Consider the following 22,803-nt stretch of genomic DNA (forward strand, 5'->3'; position numbering starts at 1 on the left):
CGGGTGGCGGCCGCCGCCGAGGAACTCGGCTCCTCCGTCCAGGAGATCGGCCGGCAGGTGACCGGCTCGGCCCACCTCGCCCAGGCCGCGGTCGGCGAGGCCGACCAGACCGTCCACCTCGTCCAGGCGCTCAGCCAGACCGCGGCCCGGATCGGTGACATGGTCGGGATGATCTCCGGCATCGCCGGCCAGACCAACCTGCTGGCGCTCAACGCCACGATCGAGGCGGCCCGCGCCGGCGCGGCGGGTCGCGGCTTCGCGGTGGTGGCCTCCGAGGTGAAGGCGCTGGCCGAGCAGACCGCCAAGGCGACCGAGGAGATCGCGCGCCAGATCGGCGAGGTCCAGGGCGTGACCGCGCAGGCGGTGACGGCGATCGGCGGGATCACGGGCCGGATCCGGGAGATCGACAGCGTGGCGACGTCGATCGCGGCGGCCGTCGAGCAGCAGGGCGCGGCGACCCAGGAGATCGTGCGCAACGTGGCGCAGGCCTCGGCCGGCACGAACGAGGTGACGGGCAACATCGCGGGCGTGGCGCAGGCCTCGGAGGAGACGGGGGCGGCCGCCGGCCAGGTCCTCTCGGCGGCTTCGGAGCTGTCGCGGCAATCCGAGCATCTGGGCGCCGAGGTCGCGCGCTTCCTCGCCACCGTGCGCGCCGCCTGAGGTCGCCATGGCCGAGATCCACGTCCTCCCGGCCCGGCCCCGCGGCTCGGACCAGTCCGACCGGCTGCGCGCGGATCTCGTCGCCGCGCACGCGCGGGGCGTGGATCTCGGCTCGCGCGTGCCGCACATCCACGCCGGCGGCGAAAGGCTGCTCCAACTGAGCCGCGCGTTGGAGCGCGCGATCGAGGATGTGGATCTCTCGCTGAATGAACTCGGGTTCCAGGACGCGGCCACGCTCGAAGCCTTGCGGAGCTTCGTGAGCGCGGCAGGGGGCTCGCCAATTCGGCGCAGCAGTTTCCGCCCACTCTCTGACCGTCGCCGGCAGTCAAAGCTGGACGCTGCACCGGCCGCATCATCGCACGGAGGCCGCCTTGGGCAGGCTGTTGCTGATCTCTGATGACCTGGCCCGGACCGGGCGCCTCGCACGTTCCCTCGGCCCGGCACGGCGCTGCACCGTCCACGACCTGTATGACGACATCGCGCCGTCGGGGCAGCCGGACCTCATCGTCGGCGACGTCGCCCGGCTGACCTCGGAGGCGATCACGCGGCTCCGGCGGATGCTGGAGCCGCTGCGCGCGACCGGCGCCCCGTTCCTGTTTCTCACCTACGGCAACGCTGCCCGCGCCGAGGCCCAGGCCCGGCTCCTCGCTCCGACCGACATCCTTCCGGCCCTGTCCGTGCTCGAGCGGCTGCTGGATCGGATCGACCGACTCCAGGAGGTCGGTGGTTCCGCCGTCGCTGCCCGGATGGCGGACGAGGCCCGGCTCTTCTTCGACCGGACCTTCTTCTCAGGCCAGACGATCACTCCCGAGTGTGCGAGCATCGGAACCGGGCTGATCGCCCGCGCCGTGCAGCATTGTGGCATCCGCGACTGGATCCAGGCCGTGCAGCGCTTCGACGAGGCCACGCACCGGCACTGCCTGATCGTCACCGGTCTGGCGGCAGCGTTCGCGACCAAGCTCGGCTTTCTCGACCTGGACCGTTACCGCCTGACCAAAGCGGCGCTGCTGCACGACGTCGGGAAGACCCGGATCTCGACCGCGATTCTGAACAAGCCCGGTCGGCTCACCGACGACGAGATGGCCGTGATGCGCACGCACGCGGCGCTCGGCTACGACATGCTGGTCGGCAGCGGCTTCTCACCGGAGATGCTGCGGGTCGCGCGCTCGCATCACGAGATGCTCGACGGCTCCGGCTACCCGGACGGCCTGCGGGCCGAAGAGATCCCCGATCTGGTGCGGTTGGTGACGATCTGCGACATCTACGGCGCGCTGATCGAGCGGAGGCCCTACCGGGCACCGATGCCGGGCAGGGGGGGCTACGGAATCGTGCAGTCCATGAACGGTCGGCTCGACACAGATCTGGTCGCAGCGTTTCACCCGGTGATGACTGCGTTCGATCCGGCGGGAGCCCCTCGTTTCTAAGCGGACGGGCCGGTGCCGACTCAGGCCGGCCTCGGGACACCCGTATGGCGGATTTTGAAAGCAACCATCCGACGGTCAGCTATCGACACCAGTTCAGAGTGAATTTGGGCTCCTCATCATAGGGGGCCATGAAGCATATCTGCCGGTCCACTCGGCAGGCTGCTTCCGGATCTACGATGCCTCTACGTTCCAGGCGGTGGCGCTGTAGCGTTCTCGCCTCTGCGAGCTTCCGGCGATCGACGATCAATGCTGCAGGTGGCCGAGAGTCACCGTCCACAACTTAGAATGCATGCGCCCGGAGCCGAGCCCCGGGCGTTGTGTGGACGCTCGGGTGCGGGTTTACCGCAGGAGCTGGAGGACGCCCTGCTGGGCGGAGTTGGCCAGCGACAGGGCCGAGATGCCCATCGACTGGCGGGTCGACAGCGCCTGCGAGTTGGCTGCCTCCTGGTTCAGGTCGGCGTTGGTTAGGTTGGCCGAGCCCGTCTGCAGCACGTTGATCAACTGCTTGGAGAAGTCCTGGCGGTTCTGAACCACCGACAGGTTCGAGCCCAGCGTGCTCGCCGCGGAGTTCAGGGTCGCGTCGGCTTTGGTCAGGGTCGACAGGGTCTTGTTGACGTCCGCGTTCAGCAGGAAGTTGCCGAGGCCGTTCTGGCTGGTCGAGCTGTTCGAGTTGGTGATCGACGACAGGCCGAGGCCGCTGGAGGTCGCGTCGACCGAGGCGACGTTGAGGTTCGAGCTGCCGGTGTCGTTGAACTTGATGTTCATGTCATTGCCCTTGCCGGCAATGAGGTTGACGCCGTTGTAGCTGGCGTCGCTGGCGAGCTGCGTGATCTGGTTGAGCAGGTTGTTGTACTGGTTGGCCAGCGAGGCGCGCTGCGTCACGCCCGAGATCGACAGGTCGCTGGAGACGACGGTGCTGGCGGCGGTGCCGTAGGTCGAGGCGGTGGTGGCCGAGGCGGTGAAGCCGAGCGCCGTCTGGCTGCCGGAGTTCTGGAATTCCACGTCCGCCTGGGCGTTCAGGACGATCTTGGTGCCGGTGCTGTCGGCCGAGAAGATCGCGCCGGCGCCGAAGGCGCCGCTCGACGCGGTCGAGGCCGAGCTGACCGCAGAGTTCAGGGCCGCGACGGTGGCGCTGATGCTCGAGGAGGCGGCGACCGTGGCCGAGACCGAGGTGCCGTTGATGGTCAGGAGCACGGTCTGGGAGGCGGTGCTGGCGCTGTAGGCGTTGGCGGCGGTGCCGGTGGTGGAGAGCTGGGTCGAGAGCGCCTGGCTGGCGATCGACTTGGCTTGGCTGACCAGCTTCTGGATCGAGGTGATGCCCTGGTTGGCGGCCTGGATCGACTGGATGCCGTTGGAGATGCCGTCGAGGAGCGAGTTCAGGCTCGAGGAGCGCCCGTCGAGGGCCTGGGAGGTGAAGAAGTTGGTCGGGTTGTCGAGGGCGGAGTTGACGGTCTTGCCGGTCGCGAGCCGGTTCTGGGTGGTCGACATCAGCTGGGCGGTGTCCTGCAGCGAGAGCAGGTTCTGGCGCGTCGCGGCCGACAGGGTGATGGAGGACATGGATTTCTATCTTTCTGACTCAACGCGCCGCTTTTTCGGCAGGCTCATGGACAACGACGCTCGAAATTGATCAAGCTCGACTCGGAAACATTGCAGAAATTAAATTACCGAAGTGAACAGAAATATAACGACGCCAGTTGTCGATGACTATACTTTTCATGGAACTTAGACACGTCGAGTCGCCTAAGGGTTGATTCTGAAGTGACCTGCGGCGTCAGGAGATGGCCGAGGGTGTCCATCGCCATGTGCAGCTTCCAGCCTTTCTCGCGCTTGGCCCCATCGCCGCCGGCTCGCTCGCCGCTCTCGGGCGAGCAGTGCGAGGTCCGGCTGTCGAGCAAGGCCAGCGTCGGATCCGGCGCCCCACTTGCGGCGAGGCGCAGCACCGCGCGCGGATCCTGGGCCCGTTGCTCGGAGCGGCCAGCTGACAGCCAGCGCTGCGCCTGCCGTTACACGCGAAACCGGGGCGGCAGATCGTGCGGCGTCAGCCGCCACGGGCAGCCGCTCCTGACGACGTAGCGCCGCAGGCTGAACACCTCGCGCAACGCATGCTCGCGCTGACCGACATCCTCGCGCAGCAACGTCAGTTCGGGCGCGACCGGCGGCCGCTCCTCATCGGAAACGTCGGATGGATACGGTTCGCGGGCAGGGCTCATCCCCACCCATCCGAGCATCGGCCCCACCCAGGTTCCTAACAACCTGAGAGCGCATCTGAAGAGCAGAGCGGAATGCACGATAGCCCCGCGCGGCGGTGTCGGCGGGGCGGAAGATGGCGGTCTGGAAGAACCAGATCGGGTGTCGCATACCGCGGACCATATTGCCAAGCCTGGCCTGTTGGGGCCAGCGGTTGCCGGTGCCCGCGGCTGAGCTATTCTCACTCTGATGCGCACAGTCTTCGCTGTACTCAGTCTCGTCGCTGCCGGACCGGCCGCTGCTGCGGACGTCTACCTGTTCGACCTGCTGCGCCGGCCCGACTACAAGCGCGCCTACGACGCGATGCTGAAAAGTGGTCCTCCAGTGCCGAAGTGGGTGACGGCCTATAGCCGCACGTTGAACGGACCGTCCCAACCTTCCAATGCAATCGAAGCGGACGGCGAAACCTACCTGCTAGCCGACGTGTGCAAGGTCCACGACTGCCTCGATCATAAGCTTCAGGTGATATTCGCGCCGGGCGGGCGGCGCGCCTGGGGCCGGCTGTATGAGAATGGTAGCACCAGCTGGATAGGCAGCCCATCGCCGGCGCTCAGGAAGGCCGCCGAACGGATCGGATTCTGAGGCGGTCGCATAGTCCACGTCGCGACGCCCCGATCGGCTCACCGGGCGGAGAACCGGGTGTTCAGCCTCAGGCGCGCTCGGCGGTCTTCTGCACCAGCTCCAGGAGCCTGCGTCGATCCTCAGGATCGCGGACCAGGTTGAAAGCGGCCAGCAGCCCCGCGCACTCAGCGTCGCTGGCGACCGAGGCCACCGGAATGGCCGCGCCGGACGCTCCCGCATCGACGGCGTTCGGTGGCCTGTAGAAGGCAGAGGGCGGCACCTGCACCGCCCCCGCGATACGACTCAGGAGCCGTTCGGTTCTCTGTTGCCGAAGCGTCGAGACCCCGCAGTCCTCCTCATGATGAAGGGCGCTGGGGGGCGGCGTCTTGATGCTCATAGGCCTCCGTCTCGGCGTCCCGGACGCGCCGTGTACACTGTTATACCGTTTCAAATTCTATTTGAATGCGTGTGAAGCGCAACGGTTGTGCTAGCGCAAAGCTTGCCCTTTGTGGTTGTGTCGTGCGACAGGTCACACGGGTGTGAGCGAACAGCGAGAGCAGGTACGGCGTGCCGAAGCCCCGATCCCTTGGCGGTCAGACGTGTCCGAAGGCATTTCAGTCGGCGCTCGATGAACTTGACGTCATCGGCCAGTGGGAATGGGACGCGGCTACGGACTGCGCGCGCTCGGACGCCTTCGTGGCGCTGCTCTTCGATGTCGACCCGCAACTGGCGGAGGCGGGCGTTCCACTCACCCAATACGTCGAAGCCATACACCCCGAGGATCGGGTGCGGGTTCTCGACCTGATCCGGCGCAGCGCCAGCGAAGGTAGCACCTTCCTGACCGAGTACAGGGTCATCTCGGTCGACCGTCAGACTCGCTGGGTTCTGGCGCGAGGCCGCTTCACCGCTGATCATCAGGGGCGACCGATCGGCGGCGGCGGCATCCTCGTGGACATCACCTCCCTGCGGATGAGCGAGGGCACTTTCGCGGAGGTCTCGCGCTGCCCCGATGAAACCGCGCTCGACCGGGCGGCCGATCACGCCATCGCCGCGCAGGAGGCGATCGCGGAGTTGCGAGATCCGGATTTGAAAGCGCAGGCCGACGCGCTGTTGATATCGCTGGGCCGGAAGCTTGCGCAGCAAGAGGTGCAGGACCGGCGCCGGAAGATGAACTGACCGAGCGGCGCTCTCGCCGCCTCGCGACGCGGAGGGGCGCCCACCGGCAGGATGGCCGGCGGCTACCACGCCATCTCCACTGACGGGTGAGCCGACAATCGATAGACTCGCGGGCGATTTACAGGATCTCGCCTGGAGGCCTCTGCCGGCTCCGCACGCTCGCTCAGGCCGACGCCGCTTCTATCAGGGGAGCGGTTACCTGCGCGGCCTGTAGGTGGTCAGCTTGGTCGTCGCTACCGGGTCGTCGGATCCGGAGAACGTCGAGTACAGCGTCACCGATACCGGTCGAGCCCAATTCGAGGGGCAGCATGGTCTATCCTCGTCCGGCTTGTCCGGCCTGATGGATTGGCGCGCGATCCGACCCCGGCTCCGAAGCGCGGCTAGAGCCGTATCCGACCATGTTGCAACGGTCGGGAAGGACGGCGAGCCCGGTCTCGCCAGCCGCGCCAGGCCCCCTCTCCCGTGCGGGAGAGGGTTGGGGTGAGGGACGAGAAGGATCAGGACTGAACAGGCCGCCGATGCGCGTACAGGTCGCGACTCTTCCGGACTGTTCTCATCCCTCACCCTGTCCCTCTCCCGCACGGGAGAGGGGACCCGCGCCTCGTTCGGCACGGGCTCGCCGATCGCCTGCGTCCCAACCCGATCGGGAACGGCTCTACAATGGTCGGCATACGAGGAACGCGACGACCGTGTCAGGCTGCCGGAGCCAGACCTGATCCTCCGCTCAGGATGGCAATCGAACGTCGCGCTTCCGTCTCAAGCCGGACGTGCTGCCTCCGGTTCGATCCGCTGATTGGACCGATGCGCGCTGCTTCCCCGCGCGGACAGAAGGGGAAGCGCTCCGATAGGTGTTGCTTCGACCAGACACTGGAGCATCATCTCATGCGGGAGGTGCCCCTGTGGAATGCCCGGACCCTCAACCCGGAAGGCGATCGGTCATCGAGCGGGCAGGGCATCGTGACGCATCATTCATTGTCGCGAGTGCAGACGGTTCAATATGATCAAGCATAGTAATGAAAATGCTCGCAAATAGGCGATCAGGTGCTTTCTTAAATGGGGAGACTTTGAGCTAGCGTCATGGCTTCGGATCTTCCTCTGTCCGCGTTCCGCATCTTCGAGGCGGCGGCGCGACGTCGCTCCTTCAAGGAAGCTGCCGGCGAGCTGAACCTTTCGGCCAGCGCCGTCAGCCACGCCATGAGCAAGCTGGAGGAGTCGCTCGGCGTTCCTCTCTTCGAGCGCGTCGGGCAGGGTATCGCGCCAACGACGGCGGGAGAGGCGCTCCTCGACCACGTCAGCCGGGCTTTCGCCGAGCTGCATCGCGGGCTCGACATGATCTCGACCCGCGGGTCCCAATTGCTGCGCCTGCATTGCGCCCCGAGCTTTGCCGCCCAGTGGCTGACGCCCAGGCTGGCGGGTTTTCTGCGCGACCATCCTGGGATGGAGGTGCGCCTGGCCGCGGGCATGGATTACGCGCGCTTCACCAACGACGAGTTCGATGCCGATATCGTCTACGGCCCCCCGCGCGGCGAGGGCCTGCTGCGCATGCCTCTCGGCGTTGAAACGGTGACGCCGCTCTGCGACCCGTCGCGAGCAGAGCAGATCAAGAAGCCGTCCGATCTGTTCCGGCATCCCTTGATCCAGAGCGACACGAAGCTGGTGCGCTGGCCGCACTGGTTCGACAAGAACGGCCTGACGGCGCCCGCATCCGCAGCCCTGCGCTTCGACCGCAGCTTCCTGGCATTGACCGGAGCGGCCGACGGCCTCGGCGTCGCCCTGGAGTCGACACGTCTCGCGGAACGGGAAATGACGATCGGGCGCCTCGTGGCGCCGCTCGCAGGTCGTTCGGTGGATATCCACTACACCGGTCACCATCTCGTCTTTCCGCCTTCGTCGCGACGGCGCGAACCTCTGAGGATCTTCGCGCGCTGGATCGCTAGAGAACTGTCTGTATCGCCGAGCTTGGAGCTGGAATAGCGTTTAATGAATTTCATTCACGTTTGAATGCAATCTTCGCGTTTGTTCATTGCCTCTCGTGCCGCCATAAGGGCGTCAACGATAGGACGCGAGGAAACGACTCGGACGCTGACGCCCGTCAGAGCGCGGCCGAAGAGGGTGAGCTGGCTTCATGCCAGGCTATCTCCGCCTCCCATCGCAGAAGAAGCCAGGTTCGGCCGGTTTGCAGGGAGGGTCTACATGCTTCTCGAGAACAAGGTCTGCGTGATCACCGGGGCGGCCTCCGCCCGCGGCATCGGCAAGGCCACTGCGCGGCTGTTCGCGAACCAGGGCGCCCGCGTCGTCATCCTCGACCTCGACGCCGGCCAGGCCGAGGCGGCCGCCCGCGATCTCGGTGACGGCCATCTCGGCCTCGCCTGCAACGTCACCGACCGGGGCGCATGCCAAGCTGCCGCCGATGAGACGATCGCCCGCCTCGGCTCGATCGACGTGCTGATCAACAATGCCGGCATCACCCAGCCGCTCAAGCTGATGGATGTGGGACCGGAGAACTACGACGCGGTCACAGACGTCAACCTGCGCGGCACGCTCTACATGAGCCAGGCCGTGGTCCCGCAGATGCGGAAGCAGAAATCCGGCTCGATCGTCTGCATGTCGTCGGTCTCGGCCCAGCGCGGCGGCGGCATCTTCGGCGGCCCGCACTATTCCGCGGCGAAAGCCGGCGTCCTCGGCCTGCAGAAGGCCATGGCCCGCGAGCTGGGCGCCGACAGCATCCGGGTCAATTCCGTCACCCCCGGTCTGATCCAGACCGACATCACCGGCGACAAGCTCACCCCCGAGCTCAAAGTCGAGATCGCCAAGGGCATCCCGCTCGGCCGCCTCGGCGTCGCCGACGACATCGCCAAGGCCTGCCTGTTCCTGGCCTCCGACCTGTCCGCGTACATCACCGGCGCGGTGATCGACGTGAACGGCGGCATGCTCATCCACTGAGAGGGAGGACCTCATGTCAACCGAACGGCCCCACGAGGGTTCGAACATCTCGCTGGCCGACCGGGCCTACAATATCCGCCGCCACGCCCTGCTGATGGGCGAGGTCCAGGGCCAGGGCTACATCGCCCAGGCGCTCGGAATCTCGGACGTGCTGGCGGTGAGCTACTTCCACGCGATGACCTACCGTCCGGAGGATCCGGAATGGGAGGGCCGCGACCGCTTCTGCCTCTCCATCGGCCACTACGCCATCGCCCTCTACGCGGCGCTGATCGAGGCCGGGATCATCCCGGAGGACGAGCTGACGAGCTACGGCGGCGACGACAGCCGCCTGCCGATGTCCGGCATGGCCGCCTACACGCCCGGCATGGAGATCACCGGCGGGTCGCTCGGCCACGGGCTCGGGATCGCGGTCGGCATGGCGCTCGGGCTCAAGCGGAAGAACGCGAAGAGCTTCGTCTACAACCTGTTCTCCGACGGCGAGCTCGACGAGGGCTCGACCTGGGAGGCCGCCATGTCGGCCGGCTCGTTCAAGCTCGACAACCTGATCGGCATCGTCGACGTGAACGGCATGCAGGCGGACGGCCCCTCGCACGGGGTTCTCAACTTCGAGCCGCTGGCGCCGAAGTTCGAGGCGTTCAACTGGTTCGTCCAGCGGGTCGACGGCAACGACATCGACGCGCTCGTGAAGGCCTTCGATGCCGCCCGGCACCATCAGGGTCCCGAACCCCGGGTGATCATCTGCGACACGAAGATGGCCAAGGGCGTGCCGTTCCTCGAGGAGCGCGAGCGCAACCACTTCCTGCGGGTCGAGCCGGCCGAATGGACGCAGGCGCTGGAGATCCTGGACGAGGGGAGGGTGCAGTGAGACGTTCGAAATATGAGAGGCCGGCGCCGCGCGTCGGCGGCGGCGCCAAGACCTCGGCGATGATCGCCTCGCTGGCCGCCCCGGGGCAGCGCACGAAGCCGGCCCCGTTCGGCCACGCCCTCGTGGAGCTCGCCGAGACCCGGCCCGACATCGTCGGCCTCTCGGCGGATCTGGCCAAGTACACGGACCTGCACATCTTCGCGCAGGCCCACCCGGACCGGTTCTACCAGATGGGGATGGCCGAGCAGCTGCTGATGAGCGCGGCGGCGGGCCTCGCCCGCGAGGGGTTCGTCTCGGTCGCCACCACCTACGCGGTGTTCGCGGCGCGGCGCGCCTACGACTTCATCTGCCTCGCGATCGCGGAGGAGAACCTCAACGTCAAGATCGCCTGCGCGCTGCCCGGCCTGACCACCGGCTACGGCCCGAGCCATCAGGCGACGGAGGATGTCGCGATCTTCCGCGGCATGCCGAACATGACGATCCTCGATCCGTGCGACGCGCACGAGATCGAGCAGATGGTCCCGGCGATGGTCGCCCACCAGGGCCCGGTCTACCTGCGGCTCCTGCGCGGCAACGTCCCGCTGGTGCTCGACGCGTACGGCTACCGGTTCGAGTGGGGCAAGGCCAAGACGATCCGCGATGGCCGCGACGTGCTGGTGATCTCGTCGGGCCTGATGACCATGCGCGCCCTGGAGGTCGCCGAGGCCCTGCGCGAGGATCGGGTCGACGTGGCGGTGCTGCACGTGCCGACGATCAAGCCGCTCGACGCGGCGACGATCCTGGCCGAGGCCCGTCGCGGTGGGCGCCTCGTGGTCGTCGCCGAGAACCACTCGGTGGTCGGAGGCCTCGGCGAGGCGGTGGCGGGACTGTTGATGCGCGACGGTACCCTGCCGGAGCGCGGCTTCCGTCAGGTCGGCCTGCCGGACGAGTTCCTCGACGCCGGTGCGCTGCCGACCCTTCACGACCGCTACGGCATCTCGACCGAGGCGATGGCCCGAAGCATCCGCGGTTGGCTGTAGGCGCAGCCGTCGCTCGCGACGACACGCGCCTGATCGCACCCAGACTTGATCTGAATTGAGATGATCGCGGATCTCCGCGTCCGCGATCATGCTGTGCCGTAGAATGATCTCTCTATTCAGTCGGTCGCATCGCGCGCGCCGAGCGATGATGCGCGCCTGAAAACGATCAACAACTCCAATAGTCGATCAAGACAATAAGAACGCTCAGGAAATGGGCGACCTAAGCGGCTGGGCAACGGCCGGCGGTCTTCAAGATCGTAGCAGGCGGGATCGCGCCAGCGAGCATCATCAGGGAGTGAAATCGTGAGCACATTCAGCATAAGCCGCCGGACACTTCTTGCCGGCGCCGCGGCTGTCCCGATCTTCGGCATCATCACGCGCCGGGGCGAGGCCGCCGAATTCGGCTACAAGCTCGCCACCGGCCAGGACCCGACCCATCCGGTCAACGTCCGGGCGCAGGAAGCGTGCGACCGGATCCGCGAGGCGACGAGCGGGCGCGTCGACATCAAGTTGTTCCCGGCCAACCAACTCGGCTCGGACACCGACCTGCTGTCGCAGGTGCGTAACGGATCGGTCGAATTCTTCAACCTCTCCCACTCGATCCTGTCGACCTTCGTGCCGGCGTCCAGCCTGCCCAACACCGGCTTCGCCTTCCAAGATTACGATGCCGTCTGGAAGGCCATGGACGGGGCGCTCGGCGACTATGTCCGCGCCGAGATCGCCAAGACGCCGATCACGACCATCTGCAAGAGCTGGGACAACGGCTTCCGTCAGATCACCTCCTCGACCCGTGAGATCAGGACGCCCGAGGATCTGAAGGGCTTCAAGATCCGCGTGCCCCAAGCACCGATGCTGACCTCGCTCTTCAAGGCCCTCGACGCCGGGGCCGCGCCGATCAACTTCAACGAGCTGTACTCGGCGCTCCAAACCAAGGTGGTGGAGGGCGAAGAGAACCCGCTGCCGATCATCGCCACGACGCGCCTCTACGAGGTGCAGAAGTCCTGCAGCCTGACCGGCCACGTCTGGGACGGCTACTGGATCCTCGGAAACAAGCGCGCTTGGCAGAAGCTGCCCGAGGACCTGCGCGCGATCGTGACCAGGGAGTTCGACCGCTCGGGTCAGGATCAGCGGGCGGACGTGGCCAAGCTCAGCGCCTCTCTGCGCGCGACCCTGTCAGAGAAAGGGATCAAGTTCATCGACGTCGACCGCGAGCCCTTCCGCGCCGCTCTCGCCAAGACGAGTTTCTACAAGGACTGGAAGGCGAAGTTCGGTGAAGTCGGCTGGAGCCACCTCGAAGCCGTATCCGGCAAGCTCGGTTGAGGGTGGGGTGTCATGCACGTCGATATCGCCGCTGCCGCCTCTGTCGAGGCCACTCCCAGCCACGGCCTGCACGGGCCCCCGCTGAGCGGTCGCCCATGGCTCGGGACCGCCGATCGGTTCCTCGGTCATCTCGTCGAGATCCCGGCCGCCCTGCTGGTGCTGGCCGAGATCGGGGTGCTGCTCGCCGGCGTCGTGAGCCGCTACGTCTTCCACGAGCCGCTCGTCTGGTCGGACGAACTCGCCGGCATCCTGTTCCTGTGGCTCGCCATGCTGGGCGCGGTGGTCGCCTTCCGGCGCGCCGAGCACATGCGCATGACGGCGATCGTCGCCATGACCGGACCCCGCACCCGCGCCTTCCTGGAAACGGTCGCGCTGGTGGCCGGCCTGATCTTCGTCAGCCTCGTCCTGCACCCGGCCTACGAGTTCGCGGCCGAGGAGATCTACGTCCAGACGCCGGCCCTCGATCTCAACAATGCGTGGCGTGCCGCTGCCCTGCCGATCGGCCTCGGCCTGATGCTGCTGGTCGCCGTCATCCGGCTCTTCGAAACGGCCGATTGGCGGATGACGGCCGGCGCACTGGTGCTCGGCGTCGCGGTTGCGGGTGGGCTCCTCGCCCTCCAGCCGTGGCTGGCGGGGCTCGGCAACCTCAACCTGCTGCTGTTCTTCGTCCTCGGCGTCGGCGCGCTGGTCTTCTCCGGGGTGCCGATCGCCTTCGCGTTCGGCCTGTCGACCTTCGCCTACATCACGCTGACCACCAACGCCCCGTCGATGGTGGTGGTCGGCCGCATGGACGAGGGCATGAGCCACCTCATCCTGCTCGCCGTGCCGCTGTTCGTGTTCCTCGGCCTGCTGATCGAGATGACCGGCATGGCCAAGGCCATGGTCGGCTTCCTGGCCTCGCTGCTCGGCCACGTCCGCGGCGGCCTGCACTACGTGCTGGTCGGCGCCATGTACCTCGTCTCGGGCATCTCCGGCTCGAAAGCCGCCGACATGGCCGCCGTCGCCCCCGTGCTGTTTCCCGAGATGAAGGCCCGCGGCGCCAAGGAGGGCGACCTCGTCGCCCTGCTCGCCACGACCGGCGCGCAGACCGAGACGATCCCGCCCTCGATCGTGCTGATCACCATCGGCTCGGTCACCGGCGTGTCGATCACCGCCCTGTTCACCGGCGGCCTGATGCCGGGCCTCGTGCTCGCCGCGACGCTGTGCGCCCTGGTCTGGTGGCGCTACCGCCGCGAGGACCTGAGCCACGTCGCACGGCCCTCGGGCCGGGTCATCGGCCGCGCCTTCCTGGTGGCGATCCCGGCGCTCGCGCTGCCCTTCGTGATCCGCTTCGCCGTGGTCGAGGGCATCGCCACCGCCACCGAGGTCTCGACCATCGGCATCGTCTACGCGGCGCTGGCGGGCCTGCTGATCTACCGCCAGTTCGACTGGCGGCGGCTCTACCCGATGCTGGTGACCACCGCTGCCCTGTCGGGGGCGATCCTGCTGATCATCGGTGCGGCCACCGGCATGGCCTGGGCGCTCACCCAGTCGGGCTTCTCGGAGACGCTGGCCGAGGTGATGAAGGGTCTGCCCGGCGGCGCGCTCGGGTTCCTATTCGTCTCGGCCTTCGCCTTCATCATCCTGGGCTCGGTGCTGGAGGGCATCCCGGCGATCGTGCTGTTCGGGCCGCTCCTGTTCCCGATCGCCCGGGCGGTGGGCGTGCACGAGGTGCACTATTCGATGGTGGTGATCCTCGCGATGGGCATCGGCCTGTTCGCCCCGCCCTTCGGCGTCGGCTACTACGCGGCCTGCGCCATCAGCCGGATCAACCCGGACGCCGGGATGCGCCCGATCGTCGGCTACATCCTGGCCCTGCTGGTCGGGCTGCTCGCCATCATCCTCGTCCCCTGGTTCTCGATCGGGTTCCTCTGAGGCGACGCAACGCGATTTAGGACGCGACTGCATCCACTCGGATGCAGTCGCTTTCCTCGTCGCGGGCCTTTCCGATCAGCGCGTCCTGTGAGGTCCCGCAGACCCGCGAGGCCGCACGGCCCCCGCTCCCAGGCCGGCCAGAACACCCTCGCGCTCGGCCTTCGACATGACGCGGGAGAGGCCGCTGCCGTCACCGGCCCTCCGGCCCGTCACGACCGTTCAGTGCGGCGCCTCGATTGCTCGTCAGCCAGTTCGGCCGCGGCCGCGCGGCGCCGTGACTGATTTGCGCCACGTGGCCGATACGGTTAGTCAGCCTTAACCGTGTCGTCTTCCCCTGCTCGATAGCGCGACGCGGCGGGTGGGAGTTCAGGCGGCGGCCTGTCACCGCCGATGCTCACTTCGTCCGCGCGAGACGCAGGACATTATTAACTATTCGCGGATTGCTTGTTGGCAATCTTGATTTGACAGCGCGCCACGTCCGGCGAACCAGAACGGTGATGAGACGGCGTCGATGCTTGATCTGACGGGCTATCGCCTGACTTACGACGACGAGTTCAACGCGCGCAGCATCTCGCAGAACGGCGTCGGGACTTCCTACCGCGATATTCGCGCCGAGTGGCGGTACGACGCCAACTCCGACATCGGCTTCGGCCGGTCCTCGTTCCTCGATTCCGGGTCCGGTTACGATCCCTTCAGCGTCCAGAACGGTGTCCTGACGATCACGGCGGCGCCGCCCGGGACGAGCGCGTCCGGCTATCCGGGGAGCTGGCAGTCCGGCCTCATCAGCACGCAGGGCAACTTCTCGCAGACTTACGGCTACTTCGAGATCCGCGCGGATTTCTCCAACAATCCCGATGCCTGGGACGCCTTCTGGCTGCTGCCGAATCAGCAGAGCCCGCAGTCGAGCAGCGCCAACGGTCACCAGGAGCTCGACGTCGTCGAGCATTACGGAAACAACGACCGCGGCGTCTACAACACGATCCACACGACCGACCCGCAGCAGCCCGGGACGACCTGGCAGCAGACCCGCCAAGTCTACAGCGAGATGCCCAATCCCAACGGGTATCACACCTACGGCATGAACTGGCAGGCCGATCGCATCAGCTTCTACGTGGACGGTCAGCTCGTCGGTTCGCAGGCGACGCCGTCCGACCTGCACAGCCCGATGTATCTGCTGGCCAACCTGGCCGTGCAGAGCACGGCGACGACGGCCACCCGCTTCAGCTCGAGCATCGACTATATCCGCGTCTACTCGAACAATCCCAACGCGGTCGCGGTGCCGCAGGACCGCGTGTCGTCGCCGGATGGCCGGGATCCGGGCCTGTACGGGGCGACGGCCGGTCTCCAGTCGGGCGCCAGCGCGGCCGGAACCCAGACGGGCGCGGCCGGGTCGAACTCCGGTTCGACGGCGCCTGCATCGGGCGCCAACGGGTCCAATGGATCTTCTCAATCGTCCTCGGGGACGGCTCAAGGGACGGCGGCGCCGGGGAACGCCCCGTGCTACTGCACCGGCACGTCCATCAGGACCGACCGCGGCGACGTCGCTGTCGAGCGGCTCGCGGTGGGCGACAGGGTCGTCACGGCCGCGGGCCTGCATCGGCCGATCCGGTGGATCGGTCGCCGCACCTATCCCGGATCGTCGGCCCCGCCGACCGAGCGGCCCGTGCGCATCCGGGCCGGCGCGCTCGACGACGGCGTCCCCGCCCGCGACCTGCTCGTCTCGCCGGACCACGCCGTGTGGCTGGACGGGCTGTTCGTCGCCGCCGGCCACCTCGTCAACGGAACCAGCATCACCCGCGGTGAGCGCGTGATCGATCTCACCTACTGGCATGTCGAGCTCGACAGCCACGACCTGCTGCTGGCGGAGGGCACGCCGGCCGAGAGCTTCCTGCCCGCTCCCGGCCTCCGGCGACTCTTCGACGGCCGTGAGCCGGACGACGGCGCGATCGTTCCGCAGGCCTACGCGCCGCGCACCGCGCTCGGTCCCCAGCTCGCCGCCCTGCGCAGGCGGCTGATCCGCCGCGCCGGCGCGACGTCGCGTCCGGGCGCCGTGCGGGCGTGGCTGGATCGCTGCGCGCTGCGCGCGGACGGCGCGTTGCGCGTGGCCGGCTGGGCCCACGACGCCGCGCAGCCCGACGCCCCCGTATGCCTGGACATCGTGGTCGACGGGACGATCGTGGCGGTGACGGTGGCGGCGGAGTACCGCGCCGACATCGCGGCGGCGGGCGTGGGCGACGGCCGGCACGGATTCGACCTCGGCGTCGAGGCGCCCCTCGCTCCCGGCGTGCCGCACGTGGTCGAGGTGCGCCGCTCGATCGACGAGGCGGTCATCTGCGCCATGGCGGCGGACGCGGCGGGCGTGTGGCGGCCCCTGCTGGCCGCCTGACGCGCCACCGCGGCGGACGTCAGGCGCGCCGCATCAGGCTGGACGCGCGCAGATCCGACGCGCGCAGGTCCGACGCCCGGCCGCGCGCGGCCGGACCGCGCGACCCGGACATGCGCGGCGGCTCGGCCTGCCGGATCTGGTCGAGCAGCAGCGGGCGCGCGAAGTAGTAGCCCTGGGCGCAGCGGATTTGCGTGGCGCCGAGCAGGTAGGCGACCTCCTCGAAGGTCTCGACGCCCTCGGCCACCACCGTCATGCCCAGCGCCGCACCGAGCGACTCGATCGCCTTCAGGACGATCTGGCTGCGCGGCCGCTTGTCGATGTCGGTGATGAACGAGCGATCGATCTTGAGCTCGTCCGCGGTGATGTCCGCCAGGGCCGCGAGGGACGAGTAGCCGACGCCGAAATCGTCGATCGAGACGCGCGCGCCGACCGCCCGGATCTTCGGCAGGACCTCGCGCTGGAAGCGGCCCGTCGTGAAGAAGGCCTCCTCGGTCAGCTCGAGCACGAAGCGCTCCGCGAGGCCGGTCTCGCCGAGCGCCGCGCAGAAGGCGGTCATGAACGGCACGTCGCAGGCCTGTTTGGCGGCGATGTTGAGGCTCACGGTGACGTCGGGTCCGAACACCTCGTCGATGTCGGGCATCGCCCGCACCGTCTCGGCCAGGAGCTGCAGGGTGATCTCGTTGATCAGCCCGAGCTCGATGGCGAGGGCGATGAAGTCGCCGGGCGCCTGGATCATGCCGAACTCGTCGCGCCAGCGCAGGAGCACCTCGACGCCCGTGACCGCGTGGGAGCGCATGTCGACCTTGGGCTGGAAGGCGCAGCAGAAGCAGCGGTCGCGGATCGCCAGCCGGAGGCGCTGCTCCACGGCCATGCGGGCCGTCGCAGCCTGGCTCATCGCGTCGTCGAAGACGCTGACGCCGCCCTTCAGCTCGCCCTTCACCCGGTACATCGCGTTGTCGGCCTGCCGGGCGAGGGTCTCGTAGCTGTCGCCGTGCTCCGGGAAGAGGCTGACGCCGATGGAGGCGGAGGCGAAGATCTCGTGCCCGTCGATGAAGAACGGCTGCTTCAGGCGCTCCGAGATGGCGCGCACGGCTTCCAGCGCCGCGTCCCCGTCGGTGACGGGGGCGAGGAGCAGCACGAACTCGTCGCCGCCGATCCGCGCCAGGAGGTCGCTCGGGCGCAGCGCGCCGGCGATCCGGTCGGACACCTTGCGCAGCAGGGCGTCGCCCGCCGCGTGGCTGTAGTAGTCGTTGATGTGCTTGAAGTTGTCGAGATCGATGAAGGCCAGGGCGAAGCGGTCCTCCGGCGCGGATCCCGCCAGGACATCCGCAATGCTCTGCTCGAACATCGTCCGGTTGGGCAGGCCGGTCAGCGCGTCGATGAAGGCCTTGGTGATCAGCTCCCGCTGGATCCGGTGATGGTGCGTGACGTCGGTCAGGGTCGTCAGCGTGAAACCGTCCGGGCCCTCGGCGACCGGCCGCGTCCGCACTTCGAACATCCGGTCGTCGAGCGCCTCGACGGTCGCGGCGTCCCCGGATTCGCGGGCCGCGGCGGGAAGCGCCTGGACGGCCCTGTCCCCGAGGGCGCGCGCGGAGGCGTTGGCGAGGACGCAGTGACCCTGGATGTCATGGACCACGACCCCGACGGGGAGCGCCTGGAGGGCGGCCTCGAGCAGGGTTCGACGCTCCGGAAAAGCGGGCTCGCTCATGCCCCGCCCTGCTGCCAGAGGGGCTTGGCAGGCTGGGCGCCGGTCTGGGCTTGCTCGCCGCCCTCAAGGGGGCGGCGGAGGAGACGGCGATGCACCTGCTCGAGGGCGGCGCCGTGCGGACTGTCCGACCCCGCCTCGCGCCCGAGGCGCGCCGCCGCGGCCGGATCGCCGTCGTGAACGGCGACCTTGTTCATGGTGGCGCCGCGCCAGCGCTCGACGACGGCGCCGACGAAGGCCGCGCCGGCGACGGTCGCGTCGTCCTCGGCAGCCCTGCCACTCGCGTCGTTGCGCGGGTGCCGGGCCGACGGCAGCGGCCGGAAGGTCATCCGCGCGGGGATCGGGACGCCCTCGCCGAAGGCGATGACCTCGCCGGTGCCCAGCGACGGCACGAAGGTGAGGAGGTTGGTGGCGTCCGAAACGGCCGCGGCCAGGAAAGCCTGGTCGCGGGCGTTGGTCATGCGCATGGCGAACAGGGTGCTGCATTGCGACATGATCGTCGCGTCGAGCTCGGCCGGGCGCTGTGTGACCAGCCCGAGATGGACGCCGTGCTTGCGGCCCTCGCGGGCGATCCGCGCCAGGGCGCGGCGCGTCGGCGTGAAGCCCACCGACCGGTCGGCCGAGGCGAAGCGGTGGGCCTCCTCGCAGACGAACAGCAGCGGGACGGCGCCCTCGCTCCAGATGCCGAACTCGAAGGCGAGGCGGCACAGCACGCACACGACGGCGTCGACGACCTCCATCGGCAGGCCGGCGAGCTGCATGATCGTCATCGGCCGCCCGTCGGGATCGAGCCGGAACAGGTGCGCCAGGATCTCGCCCATCATGTCGCCGCCGACATTGGCGTTGTCGAACATGAAGCCGTGCCGGGGATCGTTCCGGATCGCCTCGATCCGGGTGATCAGCCGGTGATAGTGCATCCGGGAGACGCGGTTCTCGAGCCGACCCATCCGCTCGTCGATGAGCGCGAGCAGGTCCTGCAGCACGTAGGGGACCGGCGTGTCGACCGTGTAGCCGGCGCCCTTGCCGAAGGGCCGCTTGACGATCTGGCGGTCGCTCGCCTCCTTGTACTGCCCGTACTTGCTCTTCGCGAGGGGGATCACCTCGGCCAGGATCTCGATCTCCTCGTCCACGGCCGGCCGGCCGCCGTAGATGACGTCGGCGATCTCCTCGAGGTTGAACAGCCAGAACGGCAGCTTGAGGGTCCGCGGGCTGATGACGCTCGCGCGGTCGCCGAAGCTGGCGGCGTACTCGTTGTGCACGTCCAGCAGGAAGACGCGCACGGACGGCCGCGCCCGCATCACCTCGTCCAGGATGACGGTGACGCCGCTGGACTTCCCGACGCCGGTCGCGCCGAGCACCGCGAAGTGCTTGGAGAGCAGGTCGTCGATCTTGATGCAGGCCGGGGTCTCGGGATCCTGGTAGAGCGCGCCCACGGCCGCCGTGCCGGTCGCCGAGACCTGGTGGACGATCCGGAGGTCGGTGGCGGACAGGAGTTCCACATCGTCGCCGATCGCCGGGTAGCAGCTCACGCCGCGGCTGAAGCGGTGCGCGCCCTGCGCCGCGACGATCTCGCCGAGCAGGTCGAGGCTCGCGTAGGCGCCCGGCCGGTGCCCGCGCTCGCTGCCCGAGGACAGCGTGGTGACGATGCCGACGAGAATCGCCTCTCCGGCACGGATCCGGACCAGGTTGCCGACGGTGACGCGCACCCTGGGCCGGCCGCCCTGCACGATGAGTTCGAGATGGACCTTGGATCCCTCGATGGACGTCACCGCGCCCATGGGCGACGCGGCATCGTCATGCCGGACCGTTCCGTCGCCGCTCAGCATCGTTCGCACCCTGGTCAGATACAGAATCGGCGCGATACTGGTCGGGCGTGATTAAAGTTCTGACAAAGAAATATGGCCAGCGAAACAATGCTTAACCGATGCCTTACGGTTCGTGGGCATCGTCAAGGTTGTATTTGATGGCCGCCTCGGCGGCCGCGCGGGACGACGCGGACCGGTCGGTGCATGATCCAGAGGGATCGTCTGCCATCGACATGCCGGTGCGGCGCGGATCCACCCGCGCCCATCCACATGGAAGTTCGAGTCTGCCCCTGCCGGTCCCGGCCGTAGCCTACGCGACCTGACCGTCGCCGAAATGCTCGCGCATCCAGCACTCTCCGGAGATCCGCGCTCCGTTCTGCGTCACGAACGCGTAGGGCGAGTGCTCCACCACCGCGCCGCCGCGGCTGCGGATGATCCAGCGGAAACACCGCGGATCGTCCAAGCACGGGACGATCTCGACGGTATGCGAGCGCGTGATTTCGGTCGTCATGACCGGTAAACGCTCGAGCGCGGGACTCCGCTCCACGGATCGTGTGTGGAAGGTTACCGAGCGGTGTGGGCGCGCACGCGAGTTGGACCTGTCCGTCAGGTCCCATGGCCGGAACCTTCCCCGCCGCGGCCCGGTTCGGGCCGAGCCCTCCGGCCGGGCGCGACCCGGCTCCGCGCGACAAGGATGCTGCATGCCGATCAAGGCCCTCAACGACCGCAAGAAGCTGTCGAACGACTTCAACGAGGCCAACGACGCCTTCATCGACGAGGTGCTGAGCGCGCTCCAGGGCGGCCGGATTCCCGTCGATCTTGCCCGCGCCTACCTCGCGCATCCGGTCGCGATGATGCACACGGACGGGGCGCAGGCCGTCGCCAACTACTTCGAGCGCATGCTGGCCCAGCGGCCGAACATCGACTGGATGCCGGGCGCCTGAGCGCGGCGAGGGACCCCGACGAGAAGGAGCGCGGATGACCGCCGACGAGATCGAGGATCTGAACCGGGCGCGCGCCGCCCTGGCCCGCCAGCGGAACGCCATCGCGCGGCGCCTGGGCGGCCTCGACCTGGCGCCGATCTCCATGGCCGAGGACCTGACCCGGACCCTGCTCGCAATCGAGGCCGTGGACCGTGCCCTGGTCGATGCGGGCCAGCCGCATATCGACATCGGCCACCGGCCGGACGCCTAGGGATTGCGGCGCGCCCGGTCGCGGATGAGTCTACGCGTCCGAGTCTTGCGCCGCACTCCCTGGCGTGCGTACAGGCTCGGGTGCTCTGAGGAGACCCACCGATGTCCGACCGCATGCCCGGCTTCAACACGCTGGCGATCCACGCGGGCGCCGCCCCCGACGCGGCCACCGGCGCGCGGGCGACGCCGATCTACCAGACCACCAGCTTCGTGTTCGACGACGTCGACCACGCCGCGTCGCTGTTCGGGCTCCAGGCCTTCGGCAACATCTACACGCGGATCACCAATCCGACGAACGCTGTCCTCGAGGAGCGCATCGCCGCGCTCGAAGGTGGGACCGCAGCCCTGGCGGTGGCCTCCGGCCACGCGGCCGAGTTCCTGACCATGCACGCCCTCATGCAGCCGGGCGACGAGTTCGTGGCCTCGAACAAGCTCTACGGCGGCTCGATCAATCAGTTCAACCACTCGTACAAGAACTTCGGCTGGTCGGTCGCCTGGGCCGACAACGACGACCCCGCCTCCTTCGAGGCGGCGATCACGCCGCGCACCAAGGCGATCTTCTGCGAATCGATCGCCAATCCCGGCGGCGTCATCACCGACCTGGCGGCGCTGTCGCAGATCGCCAAGAAGCACAACATCCCGCTCGTCGTCGACAACACCATGGCGACGCCGTACCTGATCCGGCCCTTCGAGCACGGCGCCGACATCGTGGTGCACTCGGCCACCAAGTTCCTCGGCGGCCACGGCAACTCGATCGGCGGCCTGATCGTCGACGGCGGCTCGTTCCAGTGGGCCGGCGACGCGCGCTACCCCATGATGAGCCAGCCGCGGCCGGAATATTCCGGCATGGTGCTGGCCGAGACCTTCGGCAATTTCGGCTTCGCCATCGCCTGCCGGGTGCTGGGCCTGCGCGATCTCGGGCCGGCGCTGTCGCCATTCAACGCCTTCCTGATCCTGAACGGGATCGAGACGCTGCCGCTGCGCATGCAGCGCCACTCCGACAACGCGCTGACGGTGGCCAAGCACCTGTCGACGCATCCGGCGGTGTCGTGGGTCAGCTATCCTGGCCTGGAGACCGACCGGTACCATCAGCTCGCCCGGCGCTACACGCCGAACGGCGCGGGGGCCGTCTTCACCTTCGGGCTGAAGGGCGGCTACGACGCGGGCGTCAAGCTGGTGTCGAGCCTGCAGCTGTTCTCGCACCTCGCCAATATCGGCGACACGCGCTCCCTGATCATCCACCCGGCCTCGACGACCCACCGCCAGCTCACCGACGCGCAGAAGACCGCCGCGGGCGCGGGACCCGACGTGGTGCGGCTGTCGATCGGCCTGGAGGATCCGGCCGACCTGATCGAGGATCTGGACGCCGCGCTGGGTGCCTGAGCCCGGCGACATCGCGAGCGCGGTGAAGCGACCCAGGGCGGCGCGACGTCATTGAGCGGGGCGCGACCCTGGATTGCTTCGCTCCGCTCGCGAGGACGGCGGTGCTTGCAGCGATCTGACCAGACGCCGCCGGGTGGGGCGGGGGGGGCGGCCGGCGGGGGGGGCTCGGCGCCTCCCCCCCCCGCGCCCCGGGGGGGTCCGC

The 22,803-nt window shown here is 68.2% G+C and carries 22 protein-coding genes; 15 read left to right on the top strand and 7 right to left on the bottom strand.

Translation table 11 applies throughout. The features are described 5' to 3' along the window. The 3 genes from ACLBYE_RS20585 to ACLBYE_RS20595 all read left to right on the top strand — a co-directional run. Positions 1-660, top strand: a 660-nt coding sequence (locus ACLBYE_RS20585; protein WP_447695580.1) for a methyl-accepting chemotaxis protein, incomplete at its 5' end; no start/stop codon positions are given. A gap of 7 nt (positions 661-667) precedes the next feature. After that, a complete protein-coding gene (locus tag ACLBYE_RS20590; protein ID WP_447695581.1) occupies positions 668-1,057 on the top strand; it encodes a hypothetical protein in 390 nt (129 codons plus the stop codon). Next, positions 1,032-2,084: an HD-GYP domain-containing protein gene (locus tag ACLBYE_RS20595; protein ID WP_447695582.1), complete on the top strand. Its 1,053-nt coding sequence runs from the start codon at positions 1,032-1,034 to the stop codon at positions 2,082-2,084. Before ACLBYE_RS20590 ends, ACLBYE_RS20595 begins: the two co-directional genes overlap by 26 nt. 339 nt (positions 2,085-2,423) lie before the next feature. Here the strand turns inward: ACLBYE_RS20595 and ACLBYE_RS20600 are convergent, their stop codons facing one another. The 3 genes from ACLBYE_RS20600 to ACLBYE_RS20610 form a co-directional block, all read right to left on the bottom strand. Continuing rightward, positions 2,424-3,641 (bottom strand): flagellin N-terminal helical domain-containing protein, encoded by a 1,218-nt coding sequence (locus ACLBYE_RS20600; RefSeq protein WP_447695583.1) that lies wholly within the window; start codon positions 3,639-3,641, stop codon positions 2,424-2,426. A gap of 104 nt (positions 3,642-3,745) precedes the next feature. Further along, on the bottom strand, positions 3,746-4,024 hold the full coding sequence (locus tag ACLBYE_RS20605) for a hypothetical protein (protein ID WP_447695584.1): 279 nt from the start codon (positions 4,022-4,024) through the stop codon (positions 3,746-3,748). 63 nt (positions 4,025-4,087) lie between these two features. Next, positions 4,088-4,294: a transposase gene (locus tag ACLBYE_RS20610; RefSeq protein WP_447695585.1), complete on the bottom strand. Its 207-nt coding sequence runs from the start codon at positions 4,292-4,294 to the stop codon at positions 4,088-4,090. A 226-nt stretch (positions 4,295-4,520) separates the two neighbouring features. On the opposite strand from ACLBYE_RS20610, the gene ACLBYE_RS20615 reads away from it, so the two are divergent. Then, complete coding sequence (locus tag ACLBYE_RS20615; RefSeq protein ID WP_447695586.1) at positions 4,521-4,913, top strand: Ivy family c-type lysozyme inhibitor; 393 nt, start codon at positions 4,521-4,523, stop codon at positions 4,911-4,913. Positions 4,914-4,980: 67 nt separating this feature from the next. On the opposite strand, the gene ACLBYE_RS20620 is transcribed toward ACLBYE_RS20615, so the two are convergent. After that, positions 4,981-5,289, bottom strand: coding sequence for a hypothetical protein (locus tag ACLBYE_RS20620; RefSeq protein ID WP_447695587.1), 309 nt, complete (start codon positions 5,287-5,289; stop codon positions 4,981-4,983). Between the two features lie 299 nt (positions 5,290-5,588). Here ACLBYE_RS20620 and ACLBYE_RS20625 point away from each other — a divergent pair, with 299 nt between their 5' ends. From ACLBYE_RS20625 to ACLBYE_RS20660, 8 genes are all read left to right on the top strand, one after another. Beyond that, positions 5,589-6,068: a PAS domain-containing protein gene (locus tag ACLBYE_RS20625; RefSeq protein ID WP_447695588.1), complete on the top strand. Its 480-nt coding sequence runs from the start codon at positions 5,589-5,591 to the stop codon at positions 6,066-6,068. 1,077 nt (positions 6,069-7,145) lie between these two features. Continuing rightward, positions 7,146-8,042 carry a LysR substrate-binding domain-containing protein gene (locus tag ACLBYE_RS20630; protein ID WP_447695589.1) on the top strand — a complete coding sequence of 299 codons (897 nt, stop codon included), beginning with the start codon at positions 7,146-7,148 and terminating at the stop codon, positions 8,040-8,042. A gap of 219 nt (positions 8,043-8,261) precedes the next feature. Further along, positions 8,262-9,011 (top strand): SDR family NAD(P)-dependent oxidoreductase, encoded by a 750-nt coding sequence (locus ACLBYE_RS20635; RefSeq protein ID WP_447695590.1) that lies wholly within the window; start codon positions 8,262-8,264, stop codon positions 9,009-9,011. 13 nt (positions 9,012-9,024) lie between these two features. Next, positions 9,025-9,876, top strand: coding sequence for a transketolase (locus tag ACLBYE_RS20640; RefSeq protein WP_447695591.1), 852 nt, complete (start codon positions 9,025-9,027; stop codon positions 9,874-9,876). Then, complete coding sequence (locus tag ACLBYE_RS20645) at positions 9,873-10,895, top strand: transketolase family protein (RefSeq protein WP_447695592.1); 1,023 nt, start codon at positions 9,873-9,875, stop codon at positions 10,893-10,895. The genes ACLBYE_RS20640 and ACLBYE_RS20645 overlap by 4 nt, the downstream gene beginning before the upstream one ends. A gap of 303 nt (positions 10,896-11,198) precedes the next feature. Continuing rightward, positions 11,199-12,215, top strand: a complete 1,017-nt coding sequence (locus tag ACLBYE_RS20650) for a TRAP transporter substrate-binding protein (RefSeq protein ID WP_447695593.1) — start codon at positions 11,199-11,201, stop codon at positions 12,213-12,215. Positions 12,216-12,227: 12 nt separating this feature from the next. Then, positions 12,228-14,129, top strand: a complete 1,902-nt coding sequence (locus tag ACLBYE_RS20655) for a TRAP transporter large permease (protein ID WP_447695594.1) — start codon at positions 12,228-12,230, stop codon at positions 14,127-14,129. A gap of 511 nt (positions 14,130-14,640) precedes the next feature. Further along, positions 14,641-16,515: a Hint domain-containing protein gene (locus ACLBYE_RS20660; protein ID WP_447695595.1), complete on the top strand. Its 1,875-nt coding sequence runs from the start codon at positions 14,641-14,643 to the stop codon at positions 16,513-16,515. A 19-nt stretch (positions 16,516-16,534) separates the two neighbouring features. Here ACLBYE_RS20660 and ACLBYE_RS20665 read toward each other — a convergent pair whose 3' ends face one another. From ACLBYE_RS20665 to ACLBYE_RS20675, 3 genes are all read right to left on the bottom strand, one after another. After that, on the bottom strand, positions 16,535-18,223 hold the full coding sequence (locus tag ACLBYE_RS20665) for a putative bifunctional diguanylate cyclase/phosphodiesterase (RefSeq protein ID WP_447695596.1): 1,689 nt from the start codon (positions 18,221-18,223) through the stop codon (positions 16,535-16,537). Continuing rightward, positions 18,220-20,046 carry an ATP-binding protein gene (locus ACLBYE_RS20670; RefSeq protein ID WP_447695597.1) on the bottom strand — a complete coding sequence of 609 codons (1,827 nt, stop codon included), beginning with the start codon at positions 20,044-20,046 and terminating at the stop codon, positions 18,220-18,222. Before ACLBYE_RS20670 ends, ACLBYE_RS20665 begins: the two co-directional genes overlap by 4 nt. Positions 20,047-20,335: 289 nt before the next feature. Then, a complete protein-coding gene (locus ACLBYE_RS20675; protein WP_056522129.1) occupies positions 20,336-20,536 on the bottom strand; it encodes a hypothetical protein in 201 nt (66 codons plus the stop codon). Between the two features lie 190 nt (positions 20,537-20,726). Here ACLBYE_RS20675 and ACLBYE_RS20680 point away from each other — a divergent pair, with 190 nt between their 5' ends. The 3 genes from ACLBYE_RS20680 to ACLBYE_RS20690 all read left to right on the top strand — a co-directional run bounded on the left by ACLBYE_RS20680 (position 20,727) and on the right by ACLBYE_RS20690 (position 22,601). Beyond that, on the top strand, positions 20,727-20,969 hold the full coding sequence (locus ACLBYE_RS20680) for a hypothetical protein (RefSeq protein ID WP_447695598.1): 243 nt from the start codon (positions 20,727-20,729) through the stop codon (positions 20,967-20,969). A 34-nt stretch (positions 20,970-21,003) separates the two neighbouring features. Then, the gene (locus tag ACLBYE_RS20685) at positions 21,004-21,219 is read left to right on the top strand and encodes a hypothetical protein (protein WP_056522126.1); all 216 of its coding nucleotides are present in this window, start codon (positions 21,004-21,006) and stop codon (positions 21,217-21,219) included. A 101-nt stretch (positions 21,220-21,320) separates the two neighbouring features. Further along, a complete protein-coding gene (locus ACLBYE_RS20690) occupies positions 21,321-22,601 on the top strand; it encodes an O-acetylhomoserine aminocarboxypropyltransferase (RefSeq protein WP_020091369.1) in 1,281 nt (426 codons plus the stop codon). Positions 22,602-22,803 lie beyond the last annotated feature (202 nt).

The sequence above is a fragment of the Methylobacterium sp. A52T genome, from assembly GCF_053346095.1.

Excerpts from the sequence above, each read along its gene's own strand:
- ACLBYE_RS20640 (WP_447695591.1), top strand. The coding sequence starts at position 9,025 with ATGTCAACCGAACGGCCCCACGAGGGTTCGAACATCTCGCTGGCCGAC.
- ACLBYE_RS20685 (WP_056522126.1), top strand. The coding sequence starts at position 21,004 with ATGACCGCCGACGAGATCGAGGATCTGAACCGGGCGCGCGCCGCCCTG.
- ACLBYE_RS20690 (WP_020091369.1), top strand. The coding sequence starts at position 21,321 with ATGTCCGACCGCATGCCCGGCTTCAACACGCTGGCGATCCACGCGGGC.
- ACLBYE_RS20675 (WP_056522129.1), bottom strand. The coding sequence starts at position 20,536 with ATGACGACCGAAATCACGCGCTCGCATACCGTCGAGATCGTCCCGTGC.
- ACLBYE_RS20590 (WP_447695581.1), top strand. The coding sequence starts at position 668 with ATGGCCGAGATCCACGTCCTCCCGGCCCGGCCCCGCGGCTCGGACCAG.
- ACLBYE_RS20635 (WP_447695590.1), top strand. The coding sequence starts at position 8,262 with ATGCTTCTCGAGAACAAGGTCTGCGTGATCACCGGGGCGGCCTCCGCC.
- ACLBYE_RS20655 (WP_447695594.1), top strand. The coding sequence starts at position 12,228 with ATGCACGTCGATATCGCCGCTGCCGCCTCTGTCGAGGCCACTCCCAGC.
- ACLBYE_RS20615 (WP_447695586.1), top strand. The coding sequence starts at position 4,521 with ATGCGCACAGTCTTCGCTGTACTCAGTCTCGTCGCTGCCGGACCGGCC.
- ACLBYE_RS20660 (WP_447695595.1), top strand. The coding sequence starts at position 14,641 with ATGCTTGATCTGACGGGCTATCGCCTGACTTACGACGACGAGTTCAAC.
- ACLBYE_RS20600 (WP_447695583.1), bottom strand. The coding sequence starts at position 3,641 with ATGTCCTCCATCACCCTGTCGGCCGCGACGCGCCAGAACCTGCTCTCG.
- ACLBYE_RS20610 (WP_447695585.1), bottom strand. The coding sequence starts at position 4,294 with ATGAGCCCTGCCCGCGAACCGTATCCATCCGACGTTTCCGATGAGGAG.
- ACLBYE_RS20680 (WP_447695598.1), top strand. The coding sequence starts at position 20,727 with ATGCCGATCAAGGCCCTCAACGACCGCAAGAAGCTGTCGAACGACTTC.
- ACLBYE_RS20620 (WP_447695587.1), bottom strand. The coding sequence starts at position 5,289 with ATGAGCATCAAGACGCCGCCCCCCAGCGCCCTTCATCATGAGGAGGAC.
- ACLBYE_RS20665 (WP_447695596.1), bottom strand. The coding sequence starts at position 18,223 with ATGAGCGAGCCCGCTTTTCCGGAGCGTCGAACCCTGCTCGAGGCCGCC.
- ACLBYE_RS20670 (WP_447695597.1), bottom strand. The coding sequence starts at position 20,046 with ATGCTGAGCGGCGACGGAACGGTCCGGCATGACGATGCCGCGTCGCCC.
- ACLBYE_RS20630 (WP_447695589.1), top strand. The coding sequence starts at position 7,146 with ATGGCTTCGGATCTTCCTCTGTCCGCGTTCCGCATCTTCGAGGCGGCG.